The sequence below is a fragment of the Nocardia higoensis NBRC 100133 genome, from assembly GCF_000308595.1.
Lineage (GTDB): Bacteria > Actinomycetota > Actinomycetes > Mycobacteriales > Mycobacteriaceae > Nocardia > Nocardia higoensis.
On sequence record NZ_BAGA01000056.1, the window covers coordinates 1 to 20,877 of the forward strand.

Consider the following 20,877-nt stretch of genomic DNA (forward strand, 5'->3'; position numbering starts at 1 on the left):
CCCGCCCCGGCGCCGCAGCCCGCCCCGGCGCCGCAGCCCGCGCCTCAGCAGGAGGCGCCGACCTTGCCTGATCCGGGCTTCGAGCCCCGCCCCGGCTATTGAGCCCTCCGTCGACCGACAGGACCGTCATGAGGATTTCTTCTCGTTTCCGCTCGACCGCAGCGGCGCTCGCGGTGGCGACGGCGTCCGTGCTCGCTGTAGCGGCTCCGGTGCAGGCCGCGCCGGCCGCCGGGCAGGGAAAAGCCGTCGTCGTGCTGGGCGATTCGTTCTCGGCGAACGGCGATATCGCCGCCGCGCTGGAAAACGCCGCCCCCGACGCGAAAGTCGACTGCTCACACAGCCCGACATCGTGGCCGACCCAACTCGCGCAGGGGATGAACCTCTGGGGCACCGAGGATTTCGCTGATCTCTCCTGCCGTGGCGCGTCTCTGGTGAGCGGCCCCGGCCTCACACTCGTGCACCAGGCACGCAACGCCGACGCGCAGGGTGCGTTCGGGCCGGATACTCGCGCCGTGCTCATCCAGTCCGGGCTCAACGACGCGTGGGGAAACAACACTGTCAAGCTCCGGCAGACCCTGTTGAACTGCGTGCTGGACGTGATCCGCGGGTGTGGTCCCGAGGCCGCCGAGCAGGGCCGTGCCACCGACTTCCGCGGTGTCGACGGAGCGCTGTACGCGCAGAAGATCCGGCCGGTCGTGGAGTACGTGCGTTACTACGCGCCGGCCGCGCGCATCATCCTGGTCGGCTATCCGGAGATGAATGTGCCCGGTCAGCGGCACTGGTGCGTCGAAGTGCTCGGCCTCGGCGCGATCGTGCAGCGCGACGCGGGCGCCGCGATCGCCCTGTGGGACCGGATGGACGCCGCGCAGCGTACGGCGGCCGAGACCCTCGGTGTGGAGTTCTTCGACGCCAGAGCGGTGACCGCCGGGCACGGGTTGTGCTCCGCGGAGCCCTGGCTGGCGGGAATCCTCGATCCGCGCCGCGAGCTCATGGGGACTCCGGTACACCCGACGCCACGCGGCGACGCGGCCGTGGCAGCCGGACTCCGGCAGCTGATCACGGGGTGACCGTGAGACCCGTCGACACGGGGGAGCGGAACCGGCCGACCGGCGCCTTCGCGGCCGGACCGGTTCCGGCGGCGCCGGATGCGCCCGCCGAGGAACACGGGCAGCAACGGCGGCCGGCGCTCCCCGCGCTCACCGGGGCACGGTGGTGGGCCGCCTTCGCGGTGTTCGTGCTGCACGCCCTGGTCTTCCTGCCGGTCTATCCGTTCCAGAAGACCGAACTGTTCCGGTGGATCCATCGGTTCCTGCCGATGCAGCTCGGCGCGGCGGGCGTGACCTTCTTCTTCGTGCTCTCCGGATTCATCATCTACTGGTCGTTCCGGCCGGGCGCTCCGATCGGTGGCTTCTACCGGCGGCGCGCGCTGAAGATCTATCCGACACATCTGGTGGCCGCGGCCGCGTTCATCGTGGTGGCGAGCGTGCCACTGCACCGGCTGGTGGTGTGGTTGCCGAATCTGCTGCTGGTGCACACCTGGGTGCCGAAGTGGACGACGGTCGGCGGACTCAATGTGCCCTCCTGGTCGCTGGGCGCGGAAGTGCTTTTCTACCTGAGCTTTCCGTTGCTGCTACCGCTGGTGCGCCGTATACCCGGAGCCCGGCTGTGGGCAGCCCTGGCACTGCTGTTCGCGCTGATCGTGCTGTTGCACTCCGCGTTCTACCTGTGGGTGGACGGCCCGAAGGGAATCGCCAATACCTTCGCGCCGCGCTTGGTCCCGGGAGAAGTGTCCCCGTTCTACGAGTTACACGCCTCCCCGGCATGGTTCGCGCAGCCGGATATCCCGGTATCACCCTCGTACTGGTTGAGTTACACCTTCCCGGCCTCGCGCCTGCCGGAGTTCTTCCTCGGGGTGCTCGCGGCCCGGCTGGTGCTCGAGGGGCGGTGGCGCCGCACCGGCATGGCGGCTCCACTGATCGCGCTGGCAGCCGCCTATTTCGCCACTTTCATCGTTCCGGTGAACTACAAGATGTCGGTCCTGCTCGTGCTCCCGATGACCGCCGTGGTTGCCACGCTGGCCGCTCGCGACCTCGCGGGCATCCGAGGGCTCAATGCCTCGCCGGTGCTGGTCTGGCTCGGCAAGGTTTCCTACGCCTTCTATCTGATCCAGTTCCCGGTGATGGTCATGATCACCCGGATGTTTGTCGGCGGCAAGCAGTTCGGGTTCTTCGGCTGGCTCGGGTGGGCGACGCTGAGTCTGGTGGTCTCGGTACTCGCGGCCGCGCTGATATTCCACGCGGTGGACGAACCCCTGATGCGTCGGTTCGCGCACGGCCGCGGCGCGATCCGGGCGCCCGGCGTGTCCTCGTGAGCCTGGACATACATGCCGAATGTATGTGACTATCAACCGGCTTCGCCACGGGAATCCACAGAGGGGATGGGCTCGATGACGCACAGCAGCACGCTCGGCAGACCGCAGGAAATCGACTTACCGGGCGGACGGATCCGGTACTACGACACGGGCGCCGGTTCTCCCGTGGTCTTCGTGCACGGGTTGCTGGTGAACGCGAACCTGTGGCGCGAGATCGTCCCCGCCGTCGCCGCGGCGGGACACCGGTGCCTGAGCCCGGATTGGCCACTCGGGGCGCATTCCATCCCGGTGCCCGAGGCCGACCTGTCGCCGGCCGGACTGGCCGATCTGATCGCCGCCTTCCTCGAACGGCTCGATCTCAGCGATGTCACCGTGGTCGCGAACGACACCGGCGGGGCGATCACCCAGGTGCTGCTGGCGCGGAACCCGGCGCGGATCGCGCGCGTGGTGCTGGCCTCGGTGGACTGCTACGAGCGGTTTCTGCCGCCGCCGTTCAAGTTCCTCACCCCCATCGCGCGGATCCCCGGATCCTTGCGCCCGGCGACCGAACTGCTGCGCATCCGCGCGTTGCATCCGCTGCCGATCGCCCTCGGCTGGGTCGTCAAGCACCCGGTGCCGCCGGAAATCGTCGACACGTATCTGTTGCCGAGCCGGGAGTCCAAGGCGATCCGCCACGACCTGCGCCGGTTCCTCGCGGGAGCGCACAACAGCTACACCCTCGCGGCGGCCAGGGCATTCCCCGACGTCGACATCCCGGTGCTGGTGGTGTGGGCGCGCGAGGACAAGCTGTTCCCGGTACGGCTGGCCGAGCGCCTCGCCGCCGATCTGCCGAACGCGACCCTGCATTTCGTCGACGACTCCTACACCGCGATCCCCGAAGACCAGCCCGCCGCCCTGACCGGGCTCGTTCTCGACTTCACCCGCCGGTATGCAGCGACGTAACCAACTCGACCGCACCCGCGACACCAGGGGTCGCCTGGAGCAGGCCGCGCGGCGGTTGTTCACCGAACACGGCTTCGCTGCGGTGTCCGCCGAGGAGATCGTGGCCGAAGCCGGCGTCACGCGCGGCGCGCTGCAGTACCACTACGCGGACAAACGCGGGCTCTTCGTGGCGGTGCTCGAACAACTCGAGCAGGAGAACAGTGCCGAACTCGCCGCGGCGATGGCCGCCACTCCGCCATCGGACGACCCGATGGCGGGTCTGCGGGCAGGGTTGAACACCTTCCTGCGGATCTGCAGACGACCCGAGATGGTGCAGATCGCGCTCTCCGACGCTCCCGGTGTGCTCGGCTGGCACGCGTGGCGTGACTTCGAGGTGCGGTACGGCCTCGGCCTGCTCATCGAGCAGTTCGAGGCGGCCCGTGAACTCGGCCTGCTGGCCCGGGCGCCGGTGCGCATGCTCGCCCAGGTGGTGCTCAGCGCGGTCATCGAGGCGGGCATGATCGTGGCCTACGCCGACGATCCGGACACGGCGCACGCCCAGGCTCTGGAGACCCTCGTCCTGCTCATCGGGGGCCTGCTGCGGGAGTGAGCGGTGCCGAGGACCGCCCGCGATCGCGCCGCTATCGGCCACGCGCCGGATGCGGAGCCGGTCCGCCGCATCCGGGTAGGACCGGGTCAGAGTGAGAACCGCCCCGCGAAGGCGCGCAGCGGCAGGTCGGCGCTGGTGACGATGCCGGGCGGCGCGGCGACGACCGAGCGGATCGAGTTGAGCGCGGGCAGCCCGGTGACGGTCATGCCGATCGAGGCGAAGCTCGCGGGGTCGGACAGATCGACGCCTTTGCGCGGGAAGATCATGTGCTTGCTGTAGATGCTGGGGTCGCCGGTGATCTGGGTGATGTAGCAGCCCTGGATCTTCCAGGACGGATCGGTGTGCGGGGTCATCTGCCACTCGAGGTGCGTTTCCACCCGCGCCACACCGTCCACCATGCCCCGGTACTTGATGTAGCTGCCGCCGAGCGATCCCTTCGGCAGCCGATACCAGCCCAGGTCGACATCCCGGGTGCACGCGCCGAGTTCGTATTCGAAGCTCACCTCGTCGAGGGTGAGGCCGAAGGCATCGGCCATCAGGTGCACCGAGTCGGCGAACACCGCGGTGAAGGTGTAGAGCGAGTCCGGAATGCTCGGATCGTCGACCGGGCGGCCGTAGCCGACGGCCCGCCAGGTGTCGACCGAATGGTGGCAGGACACGTCGACCGACTCGGTGACGGTGACGTTCTCGATCTCGGCCACGTCGGCGGAATGCACGATGCCGAGGATCTGGGTCAGGCCGGGGTTCATGCCGGTGCCGTAGAAGGTGGACCCGCCGCGCTCACAAGCCGCCCGGATGATCTCGCTGACCTTGCGGCCGGAGGGATGCGGATGGTTCCTGTCGCGGTGGAAGCCGGTGATCCAGTCGGCGGTGGTGACCACGTCGATCCCCGCCTCGAGGACTCTCTCGTAGAGGTCCTCGTCGGGGAAGACGCCGTGGAAGGTGAGCACATCGGGCCGGGCGGCGATGATCTCCTCGACGGTGCCGGTCGCGATCACCCCGATCGGGTCGATGCCGACGATCTCGCCCGCGTCGCGGCCGATCTTCTCCGGTGAATAGCAGTGCAGTCCCACCAGTTCCAGGTCGGGGTGCGCGCCGATGCGGCTGATCATCTCGGTGCCGAGATTGCCGGTCGCGACCTGGAAGACGCGAATCCTGTTGTTGCTGCTCATGATGGGGCGCTTTCGGTCGTCGTCTCGGCGGCACGGAGTTCGGCGGGATAGAACTGCCTCGCCCATTCGCGCAGGGCGCGGAAGCCCTGCGACTCCTTGCGCGAGAGCGCGGGCGGGTCGGAGTAGCGCTGGTGGGCCCAGATGTTCACGTCGGCTTCGAACTGCTCGATGATGAAACCGGCCATGGTGGTGCCGTAGCGATTGATCTCCGGGCTGTCGTCGCCCGGCCTGCGGCCGATCCACACGGTGAACCGCACATCGCAGGTGGACTCGTCGACCGGCGTCACCGCGGGCATGGTGCGGTTGTCGACCATGCCCCAGCTCTTGGTGATCGAGCAGCCCAGACCCGCATTGATCGACTCGACCCCGCTCGCGACCCGGCCCTCGGCCACCTCGGCATCGAAGGCGACGGTGAAGTCGACGTAGGAGACCGGCCCGGAGAAATCGTGGCGGGTGAACTCGGGCACGAACGGCGTCTTGTGCACGAACTCGAAGTGCGCGAAGTCGACGCCGTTCTCCAGGACGTACTGCGGGTGCAGTTCCAGTCGCTGCCGGTACAGCGTGGCCGCGGGCACGGGCGGGTAGTAGTCGGCGGCGGTCCGGTCGTCGCCGAAGGCGGTGAACATGTCCGGAATCTCGAAATACGGTGCGCGCCCGTCGCGGTCGAACCAGATCCACACGGCCTCGTTGCGTTCGACCACCGGATAGCTGCGGATGCGGCGGCCCTTGTTCGGATGGTCCTCGTACGGAATGCGGACATTGCGGCCCTCGCGATTCCACTCCCAGCCGTGGAACGGGCACACCAGATTCTCGCCCGCCACGTGCCCGCCGTAGCCGAGATGCGCGCCGAGGTGTTCGCAGTAGGCGTCGAAGACCGATACCCGTCCCGACGCCGATCGCCAGGCGACCATCTCGCGTCCGAAGTAGTGCATCGTGTGCACCGTGCCGACGGTGATCTCCGCGCACCAGGCCACTTGGAACCAGCCGGTCGGCTCCATCGGAAGCGGTGGCTTCGCCATCTCGATCCTCCCGGCGGTCGACGGCAGTGTGGGCGCGGCGCCGGCGTGATCTCACAGGGAGAGCCGGACCTGGCGAGAACGAGAGTAGAACCCTCTGTCAAAGAATACAAGAGGGTTATGTGAAACCGAATTGCCCTGTCCGCGAGTACACTCCGGCATCGTGACCGAGGCAGCGGCAGGCGGGCGACGCGCGAACAAGCGCGGCCTCGCGTCCCGGGAGAGCATGCTCGAAGCGGCGATCACCTCCCTGGCGACCGGCGATCCCGCGGCGGTGTCGGGCAACCGCATCGCCCGCGACATCGGCGCCACCTGGGGTGTGATCAAGTACCAGTTCGGCGATATCGACGGCCTGTGGGCGGCGGTGCTGCGCCACACCGCCGACAAACGCGGCGACCTGCCCGCCGGATTCGCGGGGGAGGGCAGCCTGCCCGAACGCGTGGCCGCTCTCGTCCACGGCATGGCCGCGGGCCTGCGCAGGCCCGAATCGCTGGCCATCGAGACCCTGCGCGCGGCCCTGCCCCGCGACCACGCCGAACTCGAACGCGACTTCCCCCGCACCGCGGCGGAACTGGCCTCCTGGAAGCCGCACTGGGACACCGCGTGCGCACGCACCTTCGCCGATCTCGACCTGGATCCGGTGAAGGTGCGCCGCGTCGCCGCCCTGCTGCCCGCCGCCATGCGCGGCATCACCTCCGAACGCACCCTCGGCACCTACGGCGATCTCGACGACGCGCTCGCGGCGCTGATCGGTTCGATCACCGCCTACCTCGCCGCCGATCCACCGCCCACCACCGGCTGACCACTGCCGCCGGCCGACCCGGACCGGCGTCACGCCCCGGAGCCGCCGGTCTGTGTCGTCGAACAGCTCGTCACCCCGGCGTGCAAGGATGGGCTCGTGCGTTTGTATCGGGACGAGGCGGTGGTCGTGCGCCAGCACAAGCTGGGCGAGGCCGATCGCATCGTCACGCTGCTGACCAGGCAGCACGGCCTGGTCAGAGCGGTCGCCAAGGGCGTACGGCGGACCAAATCGCGGTTCGGCGCTCGCCTCGAGCCGTTCTCCTACATCGACGTGCAACTGCACCCCGGCCGCAATCTCGACACCGTCACCCAGGTGCACACCCTGGAAGCCTTCGCCTCCGACATCATCGACGACTATGGCCGCTACACCACCGCCTGCGCCGTCCTCGAGACCGCCGAACGCCTCGCGGGCGAGGAACGGGCCCCCGCCCCGAAACTGCACGCTCTCACCGCGAGCGCCCTGCGCGCCATCGCGGCGAAACAGCGGCCCCACGAACTGATCCTCGACGCCTATCTGCTGCGTGCCATGCGCTTCTCCGGCTGGGCCCCCGCGCTGGACGAATGCGCCAAATGCGCTACTCCGGGCCCGCATCGCGCCTTCCATGTCGGCGCGGGCGGCGCGGTCTGCGTGCACTGCCGTCCCGCCGGCGCGGCCACCCCGGCCCCCGGCGTCATCGACCATCTGATCGCCCTGGACCGCGGCGAATGGGACGGCGCCGAGCACCTCCCGGAATCGATTCGCAAACAGGCCAGCGGCCTGGTCGCCGCCCACCTGCAGTGGCACCTGGAACGGCAACTGCGCACCCTGCCGCTGATCGAGCGCACCGCCCGCGCCCCGCACCCCGCCACGGCCGGGCACTCCGCATGACGGCCGGATGTGACAGCTCGGCCCGTGGAGGGCACCGCCGGGCGGCTCCCGCGCATCGGGCAGGATGGAGCCCGTGATCCTCCGTCGTGAATCCGCCACCGCGACGCGCACCGTGCGCCCGCCCTCACCGCATCCGTCGGGAGCGCGTCCGCCGGAGCTGCCCAAGGAACTCGTCCCCAAGCATGTGGCCCTGGTGATGGACGGCAACGGCCGCTGGGCGCAGGAGCGCGGCCTGCCCCGCACCGCCGGTCACGAGCGCGGCGAGGCGGTGCTCATGGACACCGTCGAGGGCTGCATCGAGATCGGCGTGAAGTGGTTGTCGGCGTACGCCTTCTCCACCGAGAACTGGCGGCGCAGCCCGGAGGAAGTTCGCTTCCTGATGGGCTTCAACCGCGACGTGATCCGCCGCCGCCGTGACGAGATGCACGAGATGGGTGTGCGGGTGCGCTGGGCAGGCAGGCGACCGCGCCTGTGGCGCAGCGTGATCAAGGAGCTCGAGGTCGCCCAGGAGCTCACCAAGGACAACACGGTGCTCACCCTCACCATGTGCGTCAACTACGGCGGCCGGGCCGAGATCGCGGACGCGGCCCGCGAGATCGCGCGCCGGGTGGCGGCGGGCGAGATCGATCCCGAGCGAGTCGACGAGAACACCGTCGCGCGCTTCCTGGACGAGCCGGACATGCCCGATGTGGACCTGTTCCTGCGCCCGTCCGGCGAGTTCCGCAGCTCCAATTTCCTGCTCTGGCAGTCGGCCTACGCCGAATATGTCTTCCAGGAGACGCTGTTCCCCGACTTCGACCGGCGCAACCTGTGGGACGCCTGTCTCCAGTACGCTTCCCGTGATCGCCGTTTCGGCGGCACGAAGTAACGGGGGAGCACGAGCAGCGGGGGCGGTACGAGACCGGCGCAGCCGGTCACAGGCGCGGCGAACGGTGGCACGGAAATGGACGCGGCGGTGACTCCCGACCAGGAACTGCAGGCGCGCGCGGGTGCGTGCCTGTCGCAATACGGCGTCGATGTGCGCGTCGACCCGGAGGGCTCGCTCGGCTTCGAGTACGAGGGCGCGTTGTGCTCGCTGCGCGCGGTCGAACTCGCGCCCGGCCTGGACGTACTGACCCTGACCTGCGTACTCGCCTGGGATCGTCCGCTCAAACCCCAGCTGCACAAGCGGGTGGCCGAGCGCAACAACGCGGTGCAGTTCGGTTCGATCACGGTCATCGGCCACGGCAAGCTGGCCGATGTCATCCTGCGCTACACCTTCCCGGCCGCCGGGCTCGACGATTCGGCACTGACCACCATGCTGTTGCTGGTGCTCTCCAACGCCGAACGCGCGCGCCAGGGACTGCTCGCGCCCTGATGCTCACCCCTGCTCGGGGGTGGGCACCCGCACGGGGATGAGTGCGTCGACACCGCGGGCGATGGTGTCGGCCGCGATATCGCCGAGAGCCAGATGCTGCAGGATGAATCCGGGGAGCAGGCTCAGAAAGGTCTTGGCCACCGCATCGGTGTCGGTATCGGGCGGCAGCCAGCCGTTGGCCACCATCCGCTCGGCGTATTCGCCCCACGTCTCGCGCAGGCCGCGCATGGTCGTGCGCACGAAATCGCCGACCTCCTCGTTGATCATCGCCAGTGCCCAGGCCTGCGGCGCCAGCCGCACCACGCCGTCGGGCCCGCTGTGCCGGATCACCTCTTCGGCGACGGCGCGGATCAGTTCGGCGGGCGTCGGCAGCGGGTCGGCCCGGACGCGCTCGGTGAGCACGGCCCGCACGGGCACGGTGGTCCGACTCGCCAGCGCCGCCACGATTTCGTTCTTGGATTTGAAATAGCGGTAGACCGCGCCGGCCGACATGCCGGATTCGGCGAAGACGTCCTGCATGGACGTGTCGAAGAAACCCTTGCGCGCGAAGCACAACTGGGCCGCGTCGAGGATCTGCTGTCTGCGGCGCTCTAGGTGCTCCTCGCTGACTCTGGGCATGTCTCCAAATTAAAACGAACATTCGTTCTTGACAAGTTTCCGTCGACGGTGCGACCGTAGGACACAGCAAAAGAGAACGAGCATTCGATTTACGGGGAGAAGTCATGAACACCACCCTGCGCGCGCTCGCGGTGGGCCTCGGCGCGGCCGCGCTCCAATTACTCATGCTGGTCGCCTTCGCCTGGCCCGCGGCCAATCTCGCACCGCGCGACCTGCCGCTCGCTGTCGCCGGACCGCAGGCCGCCATGGTGACCGAACGGCTCGCCGCCGCCGGTCCCGACGCCTTCGCGGTCACCACGCTGCCCGACGCCGGGGCCGCCCGTGCGGCCATCGAGAACCGCGAGGTCTACGGCGCGATCGTCACGGGGGAGGGCGCGCCCCGCCTGCTGGTCGCCTCGGCGGCGAGTCCCGCTGTGGCGCAACAGCTCACGGCGATGGCCCAACAGCTTTCCGGAGCCACCGGCGCGCCGGTCGAGGACGTGGTGGCCGCCGATGCCGACGACCCGCGCGGTGTGGTCTTCGGCTCGATGGTGCTGCCGCTGGTCATGTCGGGCATCGCGGCGGGCGCTCTGCTCTCGCTGGTCGTCACCGGCGCGGGCCCGCGGCTGGCCGGCGTGCTCACCTTCGGCGTCGTCGGCGGCCTGGCGAGCATGCTGATCGCCCAGGGCTGGCTGTCGGCGCTGCCCGGCAACTATCTCGCTCTGGCCGCTGTCGCCGGTCTGTCCTCGTTCGGCGTGGCAGGAGTGATCGTCGGCCTGGCGTCGCTGATCGGCCCGCCCGGAATCGGGCTCGGCGCGCTGACCATGCTGCTGATCGGCAACCCGTTCTCCGCCGCGACCTCGGCCCCGGAACTGCTCCCGCGGCCGTGGGGCGCGATCGGCCAGCTGCTTCCGCCCGGCGCCGCGGGCTCGCTGCTGCGCTCGGTCGCCTTCTTCGACGGCGCGGGCGGCACGAAACCACTTGTGGTGCTGCTGGTCTGGGCAACAGCCGGACTCGCCCTGCTCGGCGTGGCCGCACTGCGTGAGCGACGCGCGGACTCGACCGGCGAATATGCCGCGGAGCCGGAGCTCACGCCCGCGCTCTGACGCGCCCGAGCGATGAATTCAGACACCACGGAGGACATCATGACGATCACGCGCGACCCCGGTGGACACCCTCGGCCGGCAGGACTCGTGCCACTGATGCGCTTCGCCGACGGCGAGCCGGACCTCAGTCGCGCGGCTTGCCGCAGTCCCGGCAGGTGCCGAACACCTCGATGGTGTGACTGACCTCGGTGAACCCGTGCTGTTCGGCGATCGTGTCGGCCCAGGCCTCCACGGTCGGCCCCTCGACCTCCACGGTGCGCCCGCAGTGACGGCAGACCAGGTGATGGTGATGACCGGTGGAGCACTGCCGGTACACCGACTCGCCGGTATCGGTGCGCAGCACATCGACGAGACCGGCATCGGCCAGCGACTGCAGGGTCCGGTAGACGGTGGTCAGCCCGATGCCCTCGCCGCGCTTGCGCAGCTCGTCGTGCAGGTCCTGCGCGGACCGGAATTCGTCGATGTCACCCAGCAGCGCGGCGATGGCGCTGCGCTGGCGGGTACTGCGCACGCCGACGGCGGCCTTGGCGGGAACCTGGGTCTTGTCGGCCACGGATCACCCTTCTTCGGCGTGCGCGACAGCGTCGACGACGATGTGCGCGAGATGGTCGTCGACGAGTTCGTAGAGCACCTCGCGCCCGGACCGCTCGCCGTGCACGACACCCGCGGACTTGAGGATGCGCAGATGCTGGCTCACCAACGGCTGGGTCACGCCGAGCGCGTCGACCAGTTCGTGCACACAGCGCGGCGACTCCCGCAGTTGGAGCACAATGGCGATGCGGACGGGCGCGGCCAGCGCGCGTAACAGCTCACCGGCGTCTTCCAGCACGGCGCGCGCGGGCACCTGGGCGGGTCCGGGCGAGCGGTACGGGGTGTGCGCGGCAGCCGTGTCGGCGGTCATGGGACCATCTCCTTAATGGAAAGCAATTCCATTTTGATATGCACGATTACGCATGTCAAATAGGCGCGCGGCCGGGTGCGGAACACCGGACCAGGAGTTCAGGCGAAGGCGAAGGCAACCCTGATTCCGTGAGCCGATAGGCTGGTCCCGTGCGCACTGCGCGCATAGTGCGCACCAACTGGTTGCGCCTGTGGACGAATCCGACTCGCAGTGGATGGAGATATCTCGCGTGGCACCCAAGTCGAAGGTGGACACCGTTGCCAACCTCGCCAAGCGCAGGGGTCTGGTCTACCCGTGCGGTGAGATCTACGGAGGCACCAAGTCGGCGTGGGACTACGGTCCGCTCGGCGTCGAACTGAAGGAGAACATCAAGCGCCAGTGGTGGCGCTCGATGGTCACCAGCCGGGAAGACGTTGTCGGCCTGGACTCCTCGGTCATCCTGCCGCGCCAGGTCTGGGAGGCCTCCGGCCACGTCGCGACCTTCACCGACCCGCTGGTCGAGTCGCTGCACACCCACAAGCGCTATCGCGCCGACCACCTGCTCGAGGCCTACGAGGAGAAGCACGGCCACCCGCCGGTCAACGGCCTGGCCGACATCAAGGACCCCGAGACCGGCCAGCCCGGCGCCTGGACCGAGCCGCGCAACTTCTCCGGTCTGCTCAAGACCTACCTCGGCCCCGTCGACGACGAAGAGGGCCTGCACTACCTGCGCCCCGAGACCGCGCAGGGCATCTTCGTCAACTACAAGAACGTCGAGACCACCGCGCGCAAGAAGCCGCCGTTCGGCATCGCCCAGATCGGCAAGAGCTTCCGCAACGAGATCACTCCCGGCAACTTCATCTTCCGCACGCGCGAGTTCGAGCAGATGGAGATGGAATTCTTCGTCAAGCCGGGCGAAGACGAGCAGTGGCACCAGTACTGGATCGACACCCGCATGGCCTGGTACACCGATCTGGGTATCGACCCGGAGAACCTGCGTCTCTACGAGCACCCGAAGGAAAAGCTGTCGCACTACTCGACGCGCACCGTCGACATCGAGTACCGCTTCCGTTTCCAGGGCAGCGAGTGGGGTGAGCTGGAGGGCGTGGCCAACCGCACCGACTACGACCTCAAGACGCACTCCGAGCACTCCGGCACCGAACTGAGCTACTTCGACCAGTCGACCAACGAGCGCTACATCCCCTACGTCATCGAGCCCGCGGCCGGCCTGACCCGCTCGCTGATGGCCTTCCTGGTCGACGCCTACACCGTCGACCAGGTGCCCAACGCCAAGGGCAATCTCGAGGAGCGCGTCAGCCTGCGCCTGGACTACCGCCTGTCCCCGGTGAAGGCCGCGGTCCTGCCGCTCTCGCGCAACGCCGACCTCACCCCCAAGGCCAAGGAACTCGCCGCCCAGCTACGCAAGCACTGGAACGTCGAGTTCGACGACGCGGGCGCCATCGGCCGCCGCTACCGCCGCCAGGACGAGATCGGCACCCCGTTCTGCATCACCGTCGACTTCGACACCCTCGAGGATCAGGCCGTCACCATCCGTGACCGCGACTCGATGGCGCAGGAGCGCATCGCCCTGGACAAGGTCGAGGGCTACCTGGCCCAGCGCCTGCTCGGCGCCTGACCGAAGCCTCGCGAACGCCCGTCACCGTCTCCCGGTGGCGGGCGTTCGCGTCGGGCCGAGATCAGGGGACGTCCCAGAACGCCAGCTCGTGGCGCATCCCCTCGACGAAGAACCGTTGCGCCCGATCCGGATCCGCGCCCGACTCGTCGAGCATCTGCGCGCAGCGCCGGGTGAGGGCGGCGAAGGCCGGGTCGGCGTAGGTGTCCACCCAGCGCCGGTAGCGCGGATCGGCGGGCGGGTCGAGGGCCAGCCGCGCGCCCAGCGTCGAGTAGCCCCACATGCAGGGGTACAGCGCGGCCAGCCCGTCGCCGTAGTCGGCGGCCGCGTCGAGCAGGAAGGCGGTGTAGGCCGCGCACGGTGCGCCCTTCACCGCGTTGTCGAGGTCGGCGCCGAATTCCGCTGCCAGACCACGATGCAGCGCCAGTTCCTCGTGCAGCGTCGAATGCGCGAGGTCGACCAGGTCGCCGAGGTGGGCGTCGGGCGCCTGCCAGGCGAGGCGGCTGAACACCCGCGTGTAGTCCAGCAGATACAGGTAGTCCTGCTCGAGCCAGGAGCGGAACACCGTGTCGGGCAGGGTGCCGGCGGCGATTCCGGCGACCGTCGGATGACGGAGCTGTTCGTCGACCATCGGCAGGCCGATCTCCTCCAGGCGCGCTGCGAGACTCATGCCGCCAGTCTGACGCACTTCCCGGCTACTGCCTGATCGGGGCCACAACACTGCCACAGACCGAGGTCTCGGCTTGCGTCCGAGCGCCGCTACGCGCACTCTCTTCGGTGTGTGGGAAGAAGATGTCGTGGTGCGCGAGCTCGCGCCGTCGGAGGCGCGGTTCGTGCGGCACGGCACGTATACCGGGCGCTCCGTCGTCGTACGGGGTGAGCTCGAGATCGACGCGCTGCGAGCGGCTTTCACCGCCCTGCAACGCGAATATCCGGTGCTGGTCTGCCGGATCGGTGAGGACGGCGCCGGCGGTGGCTGGCTGCTGCGCCCGATCGGTCACATGGGCGCGTTCGTCCACCCCGGCGACATCGACCAGGTGCGCATCCCGCCCGAACCGATGGACCCCCGCCACCAGCTCGCCTATCTCGACATCGTTCCCGGTGAAAACCGAGCACGGGTGACGCTGTTCGTCCACCACGCCGTCGCCGACGCGGGGCATTGCGTCGCGCTGTTCGTGCGCCTGTGGCAGCACTACACCGAGCGCGTACATCTCGACAGCGTCACCGACGGCGCGACCGCCGTTGTGCCGCACGAGCTCCCGCAGTCGCTGGAGTACTACGCGGTCCGGCGCGGCGCCCGGCGCAGCGCGATCTCCGGCTTGGAAGCGGTCACGGTCCCGCTCTCGCCCGCGGAGTCCGCGATTCCGCTCGACCCGCCCGAAGACGCCCCGCCCACCATCGCGCGCCCCGAGCGCGTGCTGCTCGACGAGGCGTCCACCGAGCACATCATCGCGGTCGGCCGCCACTACGGCGTGAGCGTCAACGGCCTGGTCACCGCCGCCCTGCTGCGCGCCTACGCGGCAGGCAGGAACGAAGCCGAAAACGGCGGCGCCGCTCGTGGTTCCACCCCGCTGACCTGCGTCTACCCGGTGGATCTGCGCAATCGCTTCGACCCGCCGGTCGCCGCGCAGGAGGGCACCAATATGGCGGGCCTGGCCGGGTTCGCCGCCGAGATCGGCCCCGGCACCGGCTTCGTCGCCCTGGCCAAGCACATCGCCGCCCGCCTCAACCACGACCTCGCCGAGGGCGTGATCCAGCAGTCGGTACTGCACTTCCCGGAGTTCTTCGGCAACCGCCGCATCCACTCCACGGCAGGCCACGTCGCGATCACCAACACCGGTCGTGTGCCCGAGCTGCCCACCCCGCCCGGACTGACGCTCTCCGACTACGAAATCGTCTACGTCAGCGCCCATCCCCGCCCCTCGACCGGCAGCTCCGCCGCCGTCACCTTCCTCGTCTACACCTTCGCCGACCGACTGTGCGTCGGAATCCTCGGCGGGGGAGCGGCGGCGGCCCGCCTGCCACGCGCCGTGGCCCGCGAATTGTCCACCCTGGCAAGCGAACCCATCGACGCCTGATCCCGGCCGCGCCCATCGGACCATCCCGGACGGCGCCACGGCGACCGGTCCGGGTGGTGCCACCGAGCCCGAACAGGGCGGCACCGTAGAGGCCCGATCCGGGCGGCACCACGAGTGCCGCCCGGATTCCGGGTCGGCGGCCGCAGGTCCGGGCTCAGAACCGCCCGCCGCGCCCGCCGCGACTCGACCCGCTCGATCCGCCGAACGACCTCGGCTGGAACCCGCCCGATCGGTGCATCGCCCCGCTCATCGCACCGCGCAACATCCCCTCCACGATGATGCCGCCCAGAACCGCGCCCGCAGTGCTGCCCGGCCCCGAGAACTGGGTCCTGTTCGCCTCCCAGGCGTGCACGCTGGCCTGCGCCTCCCGCAAGGCGCGGCCCGCCAGCTCGGCCGCCGTCCTGGCGTGCCCGAGCGCCCCCTCGGTATCGCTGCCCGCCAGCCCCTGGGCGGCATCGAGATGACGTTGAGCTTCCGACAGGCGAGTCCGCGCGGCAGCGTCGACGCCGCCCCGGCGGGTGCTGATGTAGTCGGCCGCGGCGCTCACCCGGGTCTGCGCGTCGAGCAGCGCGTGGTCGAACCGCCTGCGCAGATCCTCGGCGGCCAGCTTGCGATCGGTGGCGGTCGCGGCCGCGCGATCGAGTTCGGCATCGGCGGAGACCGCGGCGTGGAAGGCGCTGAGCGGGTCGCTGTCGGCCTGCCCGCTCGCGGTGTCCAAAGTCTGCTGGGCGGCGGTGACCGCGGCCGCCAGCTCCGCGCCGCCGTAACCGGCCAGTTCGGCGGCGGCCGCGATGTCCTTGCGCAGTTCGTCCAGCGCCGCGGGCAACCCGTCGCGCGCCTGCTGGATGTTCGACGCCGCGTTGTCGACCGCGTCCAGCAGCGTCCGCGCCTGCCCGATCGCGCTCTCGGCGGACCGGATCGCCGCGACCGCCCCGCCCTGCTGCCCGACCGGAAGCCTGAGCGCCTGGCGTGCGGCATCGATGTTCTGCTCGGCGAAGGCGATTCGCTCGCCCGCCATCCGCACATTGTCGGCGATCGGCGCCAGCACGCTCGCCGGATGCGCGGCCGTGAGCCGGGCCAGCTCGGCCTCGGAGGCGGGCTTGCGCCCGGTCAGCTCGACCAGATCGCGGGTGAGCCCGTCGAGCCGGTTCGGGGCGTCGATGAGCAGATTGCGCATCGCGTCGAATTCGGCCACCCGTGCGTCGAGTTCACGATCGGCGCGCCCGGCCGTGGTGAGCAGCTCCATCAGCAGCCGGTGCTGTTCCTCCGGCGTCTCGGGAATGTCGTCGTCGAGCTGCTGACGAATGCGGAATGCCTGCGCCGCGGCCGACTTCGCGTTGTTCAGCGCGGCACTGAACGGCGCGGTGGCCGTGGCGCCGAACTCGCCGATCGCCAGCTGCAATTCCTCGTCGCTGGCGCGGATCGCGTCGTCGATCTCCACCAGCACCTCGCGCGATCGCGCGTGCAGGGCCTCCAGCGGCAGCGCGCCCAGCGCGGCGGTGTTCTCGGGATCGATCGCGCGGGCCGCGGCCAGCTCGGCAGCCGAGCGCTTCTTCGCGCGCCTGCGCGACCACCACACGAGCCCGGCCAGCCCCGCCGCCACGACGAGCGCCACGATCAGCAGACCCCGCACACTGACACCGCCGCCGACCTTCGCTGCGCCGATCCCATCGGCCGTCAGCACAGCCGCATCCGCCCACCGGCTGTCCCGCAGCGCGGGCTCGACCTTCTCGGCGAGCAGCGAGTCGAGCTCCCGCTCGCTGACCCCGCTCGGCGCGTCGCCGTCCAGCCGGTACTCGCGCGCGCCGGTGGCCACGGCCAGCAGCATGTCGCGGGAGTCGAACCCGGACTTCGAGGCGGTCTGCGCGGCCCACTGCTGCGCCGACATCCCGCCGAAATCCTTCACGTAATACACCCACAACCGGACCTTGTGATCGGTGTAGAGCCGATCGACAGCGGCGCGGACGCGCCCGGCGTCGTCGCCCTGCAACGCTCCCGCCGAGTCGACAACATAGGTGTCCATGCGGGCGGGCGGCTCCGCGAAACCGGGCGCTGACCCCAGCAATACGGTGCAGACGAGCAGGACGCCGAGGACCGCACGGGACACCCAGCGACCATGGCACTTCGACGGCGACGACATGACACGAATGTATAGCCCGGTCCGGGCACCCGCGTGCAATAGCATCGTCCGAGTGATCACGATCGACCGCCCGTACACCGGCCACGTGTCCCCCGGGGCGAATCCCCAGCAACGCGACCTCGACGGCGCGCGCATCATCAAGATGTCCGTCGGCGGCATGGACAACAACGTCTACCTCGTGCAGTGCGCCGCCAGCGGCGCCGCCGTCCTCATCGACGCCGCGAACGAGCCCGACCGCATCGTGGAACTGGTCGAGCAGGAGATGCCCGGCAAGGTCCGCCTGATCGTCACCACCCACCAGCATCGCGACCACTGGATGGCCCTCGAACAGGTCACCGAGGCCCTCGGCGCCCCCACCGCCGCCCACCCCCTCGATGCCGACGCACTCCCCGTCACCCCCGATCGGCTGCTCGAAGACGGTGAAACCGTCGACGTCGGCGACCTCGCCCTCGACGTGATCCACCTCAGCGGCCACACCCCCGGTTCGATCGCCCTGGTCCTGACCGAGCCCACCGGCCGCACCCACATCTTCACCGGCGATTCGCTCTTCCCCGGCGGCGTCGGCAAGACCCGCTCCCCGGAGGCCTTCGACTCCCTGCTCACCGACGTCACCACCAAACTCTTCGACCGCTACGACGACGCCATCGTCTATCCCGGCCACGGCGACGACACCACGCTCGCCACCGAGCGCCCGCATTTGGGGGAGTGGCGCGCCCGAGGCTGGTGACCCGCCTTACGGCGTCGGCCAACACACTTCGTTCAACAGTGCACCCGGCACACGACGGGCGACCAGACGGGCCAGGCTCTTTGTCTCGCGGGGCGTCAGATAGCTGGGGTTCGAGATCTGCGGAGCACGGAGTTGCTCGCAGCCAGCGAGCACGCGATCCCTGGTCAGCTGCGATCGCGGCACAAACGCATCACCCAGCCGCACGGCATCGAATTCGATGCCCGGGCACGGCTGCGCTGCGCGCGCAGTATCGACGGCATAGCGCGAATCGAGTCCGTTCCACCTCGTCGGAGCCTTGCTCACCCGACCGACCTCGTAGATACCAGGATTCTTCGGTCCCGTGATCCACAAGGCGACGAGGTCTCCCACCTCGATGAGGTTTCCGCGCCGCGACGTGGTGCCGATGCTCCAGTCGGAGCTGGCGCGGCAGGGGGTCCTCCTCCGTGTGTCGGCCAAGAACGCGAAGTAATCCCACACCTGGGGGTTGCCCTTCACAATCCAGCATCCGACGTCTTTTCGTTCCAGTGCCACGATGTCCCTCTCAGCTGCTTGTCATCAGAGGTACCCCTCTCAGCTGCCTCGCACTCGTTATGGATTCGCGCATGCCTGGCAAACTTGGGGAGTGATCTCGCCAGCCCCACGCGCCCAACCGGCTTCGACCTTCGAGTCCGGGCTTCGCCGTGGCTTCGGCGCGGGCCTCGCGCGCTGGATCAGACGCGGCGTCGCGGGCGCGGTGCTGATGGCCCTCGTGGTGGTCGGCGGCACCGCGGTGCGGGTGTGGCAGGTGGCCCGGATCAACGACTACACCCCCGCCGACGCCATCGTGGTCCTCGGCGCCGCCCAGTACTCCGGAACCCCGTCCTCGGTCTTCGAAGCCCGCCTCGACCAGGCTTACGACCTCTTCGAGGCCGGGGTCGCCCCGCGCGTCATCACCGTCGGCGGCAAACAGGACGGTGACCTCTACACCGAAGCCGCGTCCGGCAAGGCCTACCTCGAAGAACGCGGCATCCCCGGCGACGCCGTCCTCGCCGTGGAAACCGGCTCCGACACCCTGCGCAGCGTCGAAGCCGTCTCCGACGCGATGGCCGCACGCGGCTGGTCCTCGGTAGCCCTGGTCAGCGACCCCTGGCACTCCCTGCGCACCCGCACCATGGCCCGCGACGACGGTCTGCGCGCCTGGACCGCCCCCACCCGCACCGGCCCCGCCGTCTACACCCGCGAGTCCCAGGCCCACGGCATCTTCCGCGAGACCTTCGCCCTGCTCTGGTACCAGCTGACCCATTTCTCCGCCGATTTCCCCTACACCGCAGGGCAGTGAACATGAGCGATTACACCGAACACGACCGCGAACGCATGGTCGTCGAGGCCCCGAAAACCGCCGGACTCGGTTCCCCCGGCGTCGAATTCACCCTCGGCCACCGATCCGAGTTCGCCCGCGACCGCGCCCGCGTGCTGCACTCCGCCGCCCTGCGCCGCCTCGCCGACAAAACCCAGGTCATGGGGCCCCGCGACGGCGACACCCCGCGCACCCGCCTCACCCACTCCATCGAAGTCGCCCAGATCGGCCGCAGCATCGCCGACGGCCTCGGCGCCGACCCCGACCTCGTCGACCTGGCCGGCCTCGCCCACGACATCGGCCACCCGCCCTACGGCCACAACGGCGAGAAGGCCCTCGACACCTGGGCCGACGAATACGGCGGCTTCGAAGGCAACGCCCAGAACCTGCGCATCCTCACCCGCCTGGAGCCCAAGGTCCTCACCCCGGACGGCATCAGCGCCGGCCTCAACCTCACCCGCGCCGCCCTCGACGCATCCATCAAATACCCCTGGGGCAGAACAGGTCCCGGAACGAAGTTCGGCGCCTACGACATCGACACCGACCGCCTGGCCTGGATCCGCAAGGACGCCCCCGACCGCGTCCGCAGCCTCGAGTGCCAGATCATGGACTGGTCCGACGACGTCGCCTATTCCGTGCACGACGTCGAGGACGGCGTGATCGACGGCCGCATCGACCTGCGCGCCCTCGCCGACCCGCGGGAACGCGAAGCCCTCGCCCAGATGGGCCACCGCCAGCATCCCGAGATCCCCGTCGACGATCTGGTCGAGGCCGCCCAGCGGCTGTCCGAACTGCCCGTGCTCGCCGACGTCTTCCACTACGACGGCTCCTTCGCCGCCTCGGTGGCCCTCAAACGCCTCACCAGCGAGCTGGTCGGCCGCTTCGCCACCGCGGCCATCGCCGCCACCCGCGCCGTCGCGGGCCCGGGCCCCCTCATCCGCTACGCCGCCGACCTGGAGATTCCGCGGATAGCAGCCGCCGAGGTCACCATCCTCAAGACCTTCGCCCTGCGCTACGTCATGTTCGACTCCGTCCACAAGCAGCGCCAGGCCGTCCAGCGCCAGCGCATCCAGGAAGTCGCCGCGGGCCTGCTCGAAACCGCCCCCCACCACCTGGACCCCCAGCTCCTGCCGTGGTGGCGCGAAGCCGACACCGACACCGCCCGCGTCCGCGTGATCATCGACCAGATCGCCTCCTACACCGAGAGCCGCCTCGAACGGATGGCCACCGAACTGGCCGGGTGATCAGGCCCTCGCCGCGCGGC

22 protein-coding genes are annotated in these 20,877 nt (G+C 69.6%); 14 read left to right on the top strand and 8 right to left on the bottom strand.

Annotated elements, in window-relative coordinates; translation table 11 throughout:
• The first annotated feature begins 128 nt into the window (after window positions 1-128).
• The 4 genes from ON26_RS06755 (at window position 129) to ON26_RS34875 (ending at window position 3,902) form a co-directional block, all read left to right on the top strand.
• Window positions 129-1,067 (top strand): SGNH/GDSL hydrolase family protein, encoded by a 939-nt coding sequence (locus ON26_RS06755; protein WP_083883817.1) that lies wholly within the window; start codon window positions 129-131, stop codon window positions 1,065-1,067.
• The gene (locus tag ON26_RS06760; RefSeq protein ID WP_083883819.1) at window positions 1,064-2,371 is read left to right on the top strand and encodes an acyltransferase family protein; all 1,308 of its coding nucleotides are present in this window, start codon (window positions 1,064-1,066) and stop codon (window positions 2,369-2,371) included. The genes ON26_RS06755 and ON26_RS06760 overlap by 4 nt, the downstream gene beginning before the upstream one ends.
• A gap of 75 nt (window positions 2,372-2,446) precedes the next feature.
• Complete coding sequence (locus tag ON26_RS06765; RefSeq protein WP_040795159.1) at window positions 2,447-3,313, top strand: alpha/beta fold hydrolase; 867 nt, start codon at window positions 2,447-2,449, stop codon at window positions 3,311-3,313.
• Window positions 3,300-3,902, top strand: coding sequence for a TetR/AcrR family transcriptional regulator (locus ON26_RS34875; RefSeq protein ID WP_040795132.1), 603 nt, complete (start codon window positions 3,300-3,302; stop codon window positions 3,900-3,902). The genes ON26_RS06765 and ON26_RS34875 overlap by 14 nt, the downstream gene beginning before the upstream one ends.
• An 86-nt stretch (window positions 3,903-3,988) precedes the next feature.
• Here ON26_RS34875 and ON26_RS06775 read toward each other — a convergent pair whose 3' ends face one another.
• Both ON26_RS06775 and ON26_RS06780 read right to left on the bottom strand, forming a co-directional pair.
• Window positions 3,989-5,074, bottom strand: a complete 1,086-nt coding sequence (locus tag ON26_RS06775; RefSeq protein ID WP_040795133.1) for an NAD(P)H-dependent amine dehydrogenase family protein — start codon at window positions 5,072-5,074, stop codon at window positions 3,989-3,991.
• Window positions 5,071-6,093, bottom strand: a complete 1,023-nt coding sequence (locus ON26_RS06780) for a Rieske 2Fe-2S domain-containing protein (protein ID WP_051026761.1) — start codon at window positions 6,091-6,093, stop codon at window positions 5,071-5,073. The genes ON26_RS06775 and ON26_RS06780 overlap by 4 nt, the downstream gene beginning before the upstream one ends.
• Before the next feature lie 160 nt (window positions 6,094-6,253).
• Between ON26_RS06780 and ON26_RS06785 the strand changes: the two genes are divergently transcribed.
• The 4 genes from ON26_RS06785 (at window position 6,254) to ON26_RS06800 (ending at window position 9,116) form a co-directional block, all read left to right on the top strand.
• Window positions 6,254-6,892: a TetR/AcrR family transcriptional regulator gene (locus ON26_RS06785; protein ID WP_040795134.1), complete on the top strand. Its 639-nt coding sequence runs from the start codon at window positions 6,254-6,256 to the stop codon at window positions 6,890-6,892.
• A 96-nt stretch (window positions 6,893-6,988) separates the two neighbouring features.
• A complete protein-coding gene (gene recO / locus ON26_RS06790; protein WP_040795135.1) occupies window positions 6,989-7,759 on the top strand; it encodes a DNA repair protein RecO in 771 nt (256 codons plus the stop codon).
• 64 nt (window positions 7,760-7,823) lie between these two features.
• On the top strand, window positions 7,824-8,627 hold the full coding sequence (locus ON26_RS06795) for an isoprenyl transferase (RefSeq protein WP_174375378.1): 804 nt from the start codon (window positions 7,824-7,826) through the stop codon (window positions 8,625-8,627).
• 75 nt (window positions 8,628-8,702) lie between these two features.
• Window positions 8,703-9,116, top strand: a complete 414-nt coding sequence (locus ON26_RS06800) for a YbjN domain-containing protein (protein ID WP_040795136.1) — start codon at window positions 8,703-8,705, stop codon at window positions 9,114-9,116.
• Window positions 9,117-9,119: 3 nt separating this feature from the next.
• Here ON26_RS06800 and ON26_RS06805 read toward each other — a convergent pair whose 3' ends face one another.
• The gene (locus ON26_RS06805) at window positions 9,120-9,734 is read right to left on the bottom strand and encodes a TetR/AcrR family transcriptional regulator (protein ID WP_040795137.1); all 615 of its coding nucleotides are present in this window, start codon (window positions 9,732-9,734) and stop codon (window positions 9,120-9,122) included.
• A gap of 104 nt (window positions 9,735-9,838) precedes the next feature.
• Here ON26_RS06805 and ON26_RS06810 point away from each other — a divergent pair, with 104 nt between their 5' ends.
• Window positions 9,839-10,819 (top strand): hypothetical protein, encoded by a 981-nt coding sequence (locus ON26_RS06810; protein WP_051026762.1) that lies wholly within the window; start codon window positions 9,839-9,841, stop codon window positions 10,817-10,819.
• Between the two features lie 124 nt (window positions 10,820-10,943).
• On the opposite strand, the gene ON26_RS06815 is transcribed toward ON26_RS06810, so the two are convergent.
• Both ON26_RS06815 and ON26_RS06820 read right to left on the bottom strand, forming a co-directional pair.
• Complete coding sequence (locus ON26_RS06815) at window positions 10,944-11,372, bottom strand: Fur family transcriptional regulator (protein ID WP_040795138.1); 429 nt, start codon at window positions 11,370-11,372, stop codon at window positions 10,944-10,946.
• A 3-nt stretch (window positions 11,373-11,375) separates the two neighbouring features.
• A complete protein-coding gene (locus ON26_RS06820; RefSeq protein ID WP_040795139.1) occupies window positions 11,376-11,720 on the bottom strand; it encodes an ArsR/SmtB family transcription factor in 345 nt (114 codons plus the stop codon).
• 214 nt (window positions 11,721-11,934) lie between these two features.
• Between ON26_RS06820 and ON26_RS06825 the strand changes: the two genes are divergently transcribed.
• On the top strand, window positions 11,935-13,335 hold the full coding sequence (locus ON26_RS06825; protein WP_174375379.1) for a glycine--tRNA ligase: 1,401 nt from the start codon (window positions 11,935-11,937) through the stop codon (window positions 13,333-13,335).
• A 61-nt stretch (window positions 13,336-13,396) separates the two neighbouring features.
• Here the strand turns inward: ON26_RS06825 and ON26_RS06830 are convergent, their stop codons facing one another.
• Window positions 13,397-14,002: a TenA family protein gene (locus ON26_RS06830; protein ID WP_040795141.1), complete on the bottom strand. Its 606-nt coding sequence runs from the start codon at window positions 14,000-14,002 to the stop codon at window positions 13,397-13,399.
• A 109-nt stretch (window positions 14,003-14,111) separates the two neighbouring features.
• On the opposite strand from ON26_RS06830, the gene ON26_RS06835 reads away from it, so the two are divergent.
• Window positions 14,112-15,410 (top strand): phthiocerol/phthiodiolone dimycocerosyl transferase family protein, encoded by a 1,299-nt coding sequence (locus tag ON26_RS06835; RefSeq protein WP_245545753.1) that lies wholly within the window; start codon window positions 14,112-14,114, stop codon window positions 15,408-15,410.
• A gap of 154 nt (window positions 15,411-15,564) precedes the next feature.
• Here the strand turns inward: ON26_RS06835 and ON26_RS06840 are convergent, their stop codons facing one another.
• Entirely contained in the window at window positions 15,565-17,550 is a 1,986-nt protein-coding gene (locus ON26_RS06840; protein ID WP_040795142.1) for a TPM domain-containing protein, read from the bottom strand.
• Window positions 17,551-17,557: 7 nt separating this feature from the next.
• Between ON26_RS06840 and ON26_RS06845 the strand changes: the two genes are divergently transcribed.
• Window positions 17,558-18,277 carry an MBL fold metallo-hydrolase gene (locus ON26_RS06845; protein WP_051026763.1) on the top strand — a complete coding sequence of 240 codons (720 nt, stop codon included), beginning with the start codon at window positions 17,558-17,560 and terminating at the stop codon, window positions 18,275-18,277.
• Between the two features lie 6 nt (window positions 18,278-18,283).
• On the opposite strand, the gene ON26_RS06850 is transcribed toward ON26_RS06845, so the two are convergent.
• Window positions 18,284-18,808 carry an EVE domain-containing protein gene (locus tag ON26_RS06850; RefSeq protein WP_157171805.1) on the bottom strand — a complete coding sequence of 175 codons (525 nt, stop codon included), beginning with the start codon at window positions 18,806-18,808 and terminating at the stop codon, window positions 18,284-18,286.
• Window positions 18,809-18,902: 94 nt separating this feature from the next.
• Between ON26_RS06850 and ON26_RS06855 the strand changes: the two genes are divergently transcribed.
• Both ON26_RS06855 and ON26_RS06860 read left to right on the top strand, forming a co-directional pair.
• Complete coding sequence (locus ON26_RS06855; protein WP_051026768.1) at window positions 18,903-19,595, top strand: YdcF family protein; 693 nt, start codon at window positions 18,903-18,905, stop codon at window positions 19,593-19,595.
• A gap of 2 nt (window positions 19,596-19,597) precedes the next feature.
• On the top strand, window positions 19,598-20,857 hold the full coding sequence (locus ON26_RS06860) for a deoxyguanosinetriphosphate triphosphohydrolase (RefSeq protein ID WP_040795145.1): 1,260 nt from the start codon (window positions 19,598-19,600) through the stop codon (window positions 20,855-20,857).
• The last annotated feature ends 20 nt before the right edge of the window (window positions 20,858-20,877 follow it).

What these genes read in the sequence shown, in the direction of transcription:
- ON26_RS06755 (WP_083883817.1), top strand. Translation starts at nt 129, where the DNA reads ATGAGGATTTCTTCTCGTTTCCGCTCGACCGCAGCGGCGCTCGCGGTG.
- ON26_RS06765 (WP_040795159.1), top strand. Translation starts at nt 2,447, where the DNA reads ATGACGCACAGCAGCACGCTCGGCAGACCGCAGGAAATCGACTTACCG.
- ON26_RS34875 (WP_040795132.1), top strand. Translation starts at nt 3,300, where the DNA reads ATGCAGCGACGTAACCAACTCGACCGCACCCGCGACACCAGGGGTCGC.
- ON26_RS06775 (WP_040795133.1), bottom strand. Translation starts at nt 5,074, where the DNA reads ATGAGCAGCAACAACAGGATTCGCGTCTTCCAGGTCGCGACCGGCAAT.
- ON26_RS06780 (WP_051026761.1), bottom strand. Translation starts at nt 6,093, where the DNA reads ATGGCGAAGCCACCGCTTCCGATGGAGCCGACCGGCTGGTTCCAAGTG.
- ON26_RS06795 (WP_174375378.1), top strand. Translation starts at nt 7,824, where the DNA reads ATGGAGCCCGTGATCCTCCGTCGTGAATCCGCCACCGCGACGCGCACC.
- ON26_RS06800 (WP_040795136.1), top strand. Translation starts at nt 8,703, where the DNA reads ATGGACGCGGCGGTGACTCCCGACCAGGAACTGCAGGCGCGCGCGGGT.
- ON26_RS06805 (WP_040795137.1), bottom strand. Translation starts at nt 9,734, where the DNA reads ATGCCCAGAGTCAGCGAGGAGCACCTAGAGCGCCGCAGACAGCAGATC.
- ON26_RS06810 (WP_051026762.1), top strand. Translation starts at nt 9,839, where the DNA reads ATGAACACCACCCTGCGCGCGCTCGCGGTGGGCCTCGGCGCGGCCGCG.
- ON26_RS06820 (WP_040795139.1), bottom strand. Translation starts at nt 11,720, where the DNA reads ATGACCGCCGACACGGCTGCCGCGCACACCCCGTACCGCTCGCCCGGA.
- ON26_RS06825 (WP_174375379.1), top strand. Translation starts at nt 11,935, where the DNA reads ATGGAGATATCTCGCGTGGCACCCAAGTCGAAGGTGGACACCGTTGCC.
- ON26_RS06830 (WP_040795141.1), bottom strand. Translation starts at nt 14,002, where the DNA reads ATGAGTCTCGCAGCGCGCCTGGAGGAGATCGGCCTGCCGATGGTCGAC.
- ON26_RS06840 (WP_040795142.1), bottom strand. Translation starts at nt 17,550, where the DNA reads ATGTCGTCGCCGTCGAAGTGCCATGGTCGCTGGGTGTCCCGTGCGGTC.
- ON26_RS06845 (WP_051026763.1), top strand. Translation starts at nt 17,558, where the DNA reads ATGTATAGCCCGGTCCGGGCACCCGCGTGCAATAGCATCGTCCGAGTG.
- ON26_RS06860 (WP_040795145.1), top strand. Translation starts at nt 19,598, where the DNA reads ATGAGCGATTACACCGAACACGACCGCGAACGCATGGTCGTCGAGGCC.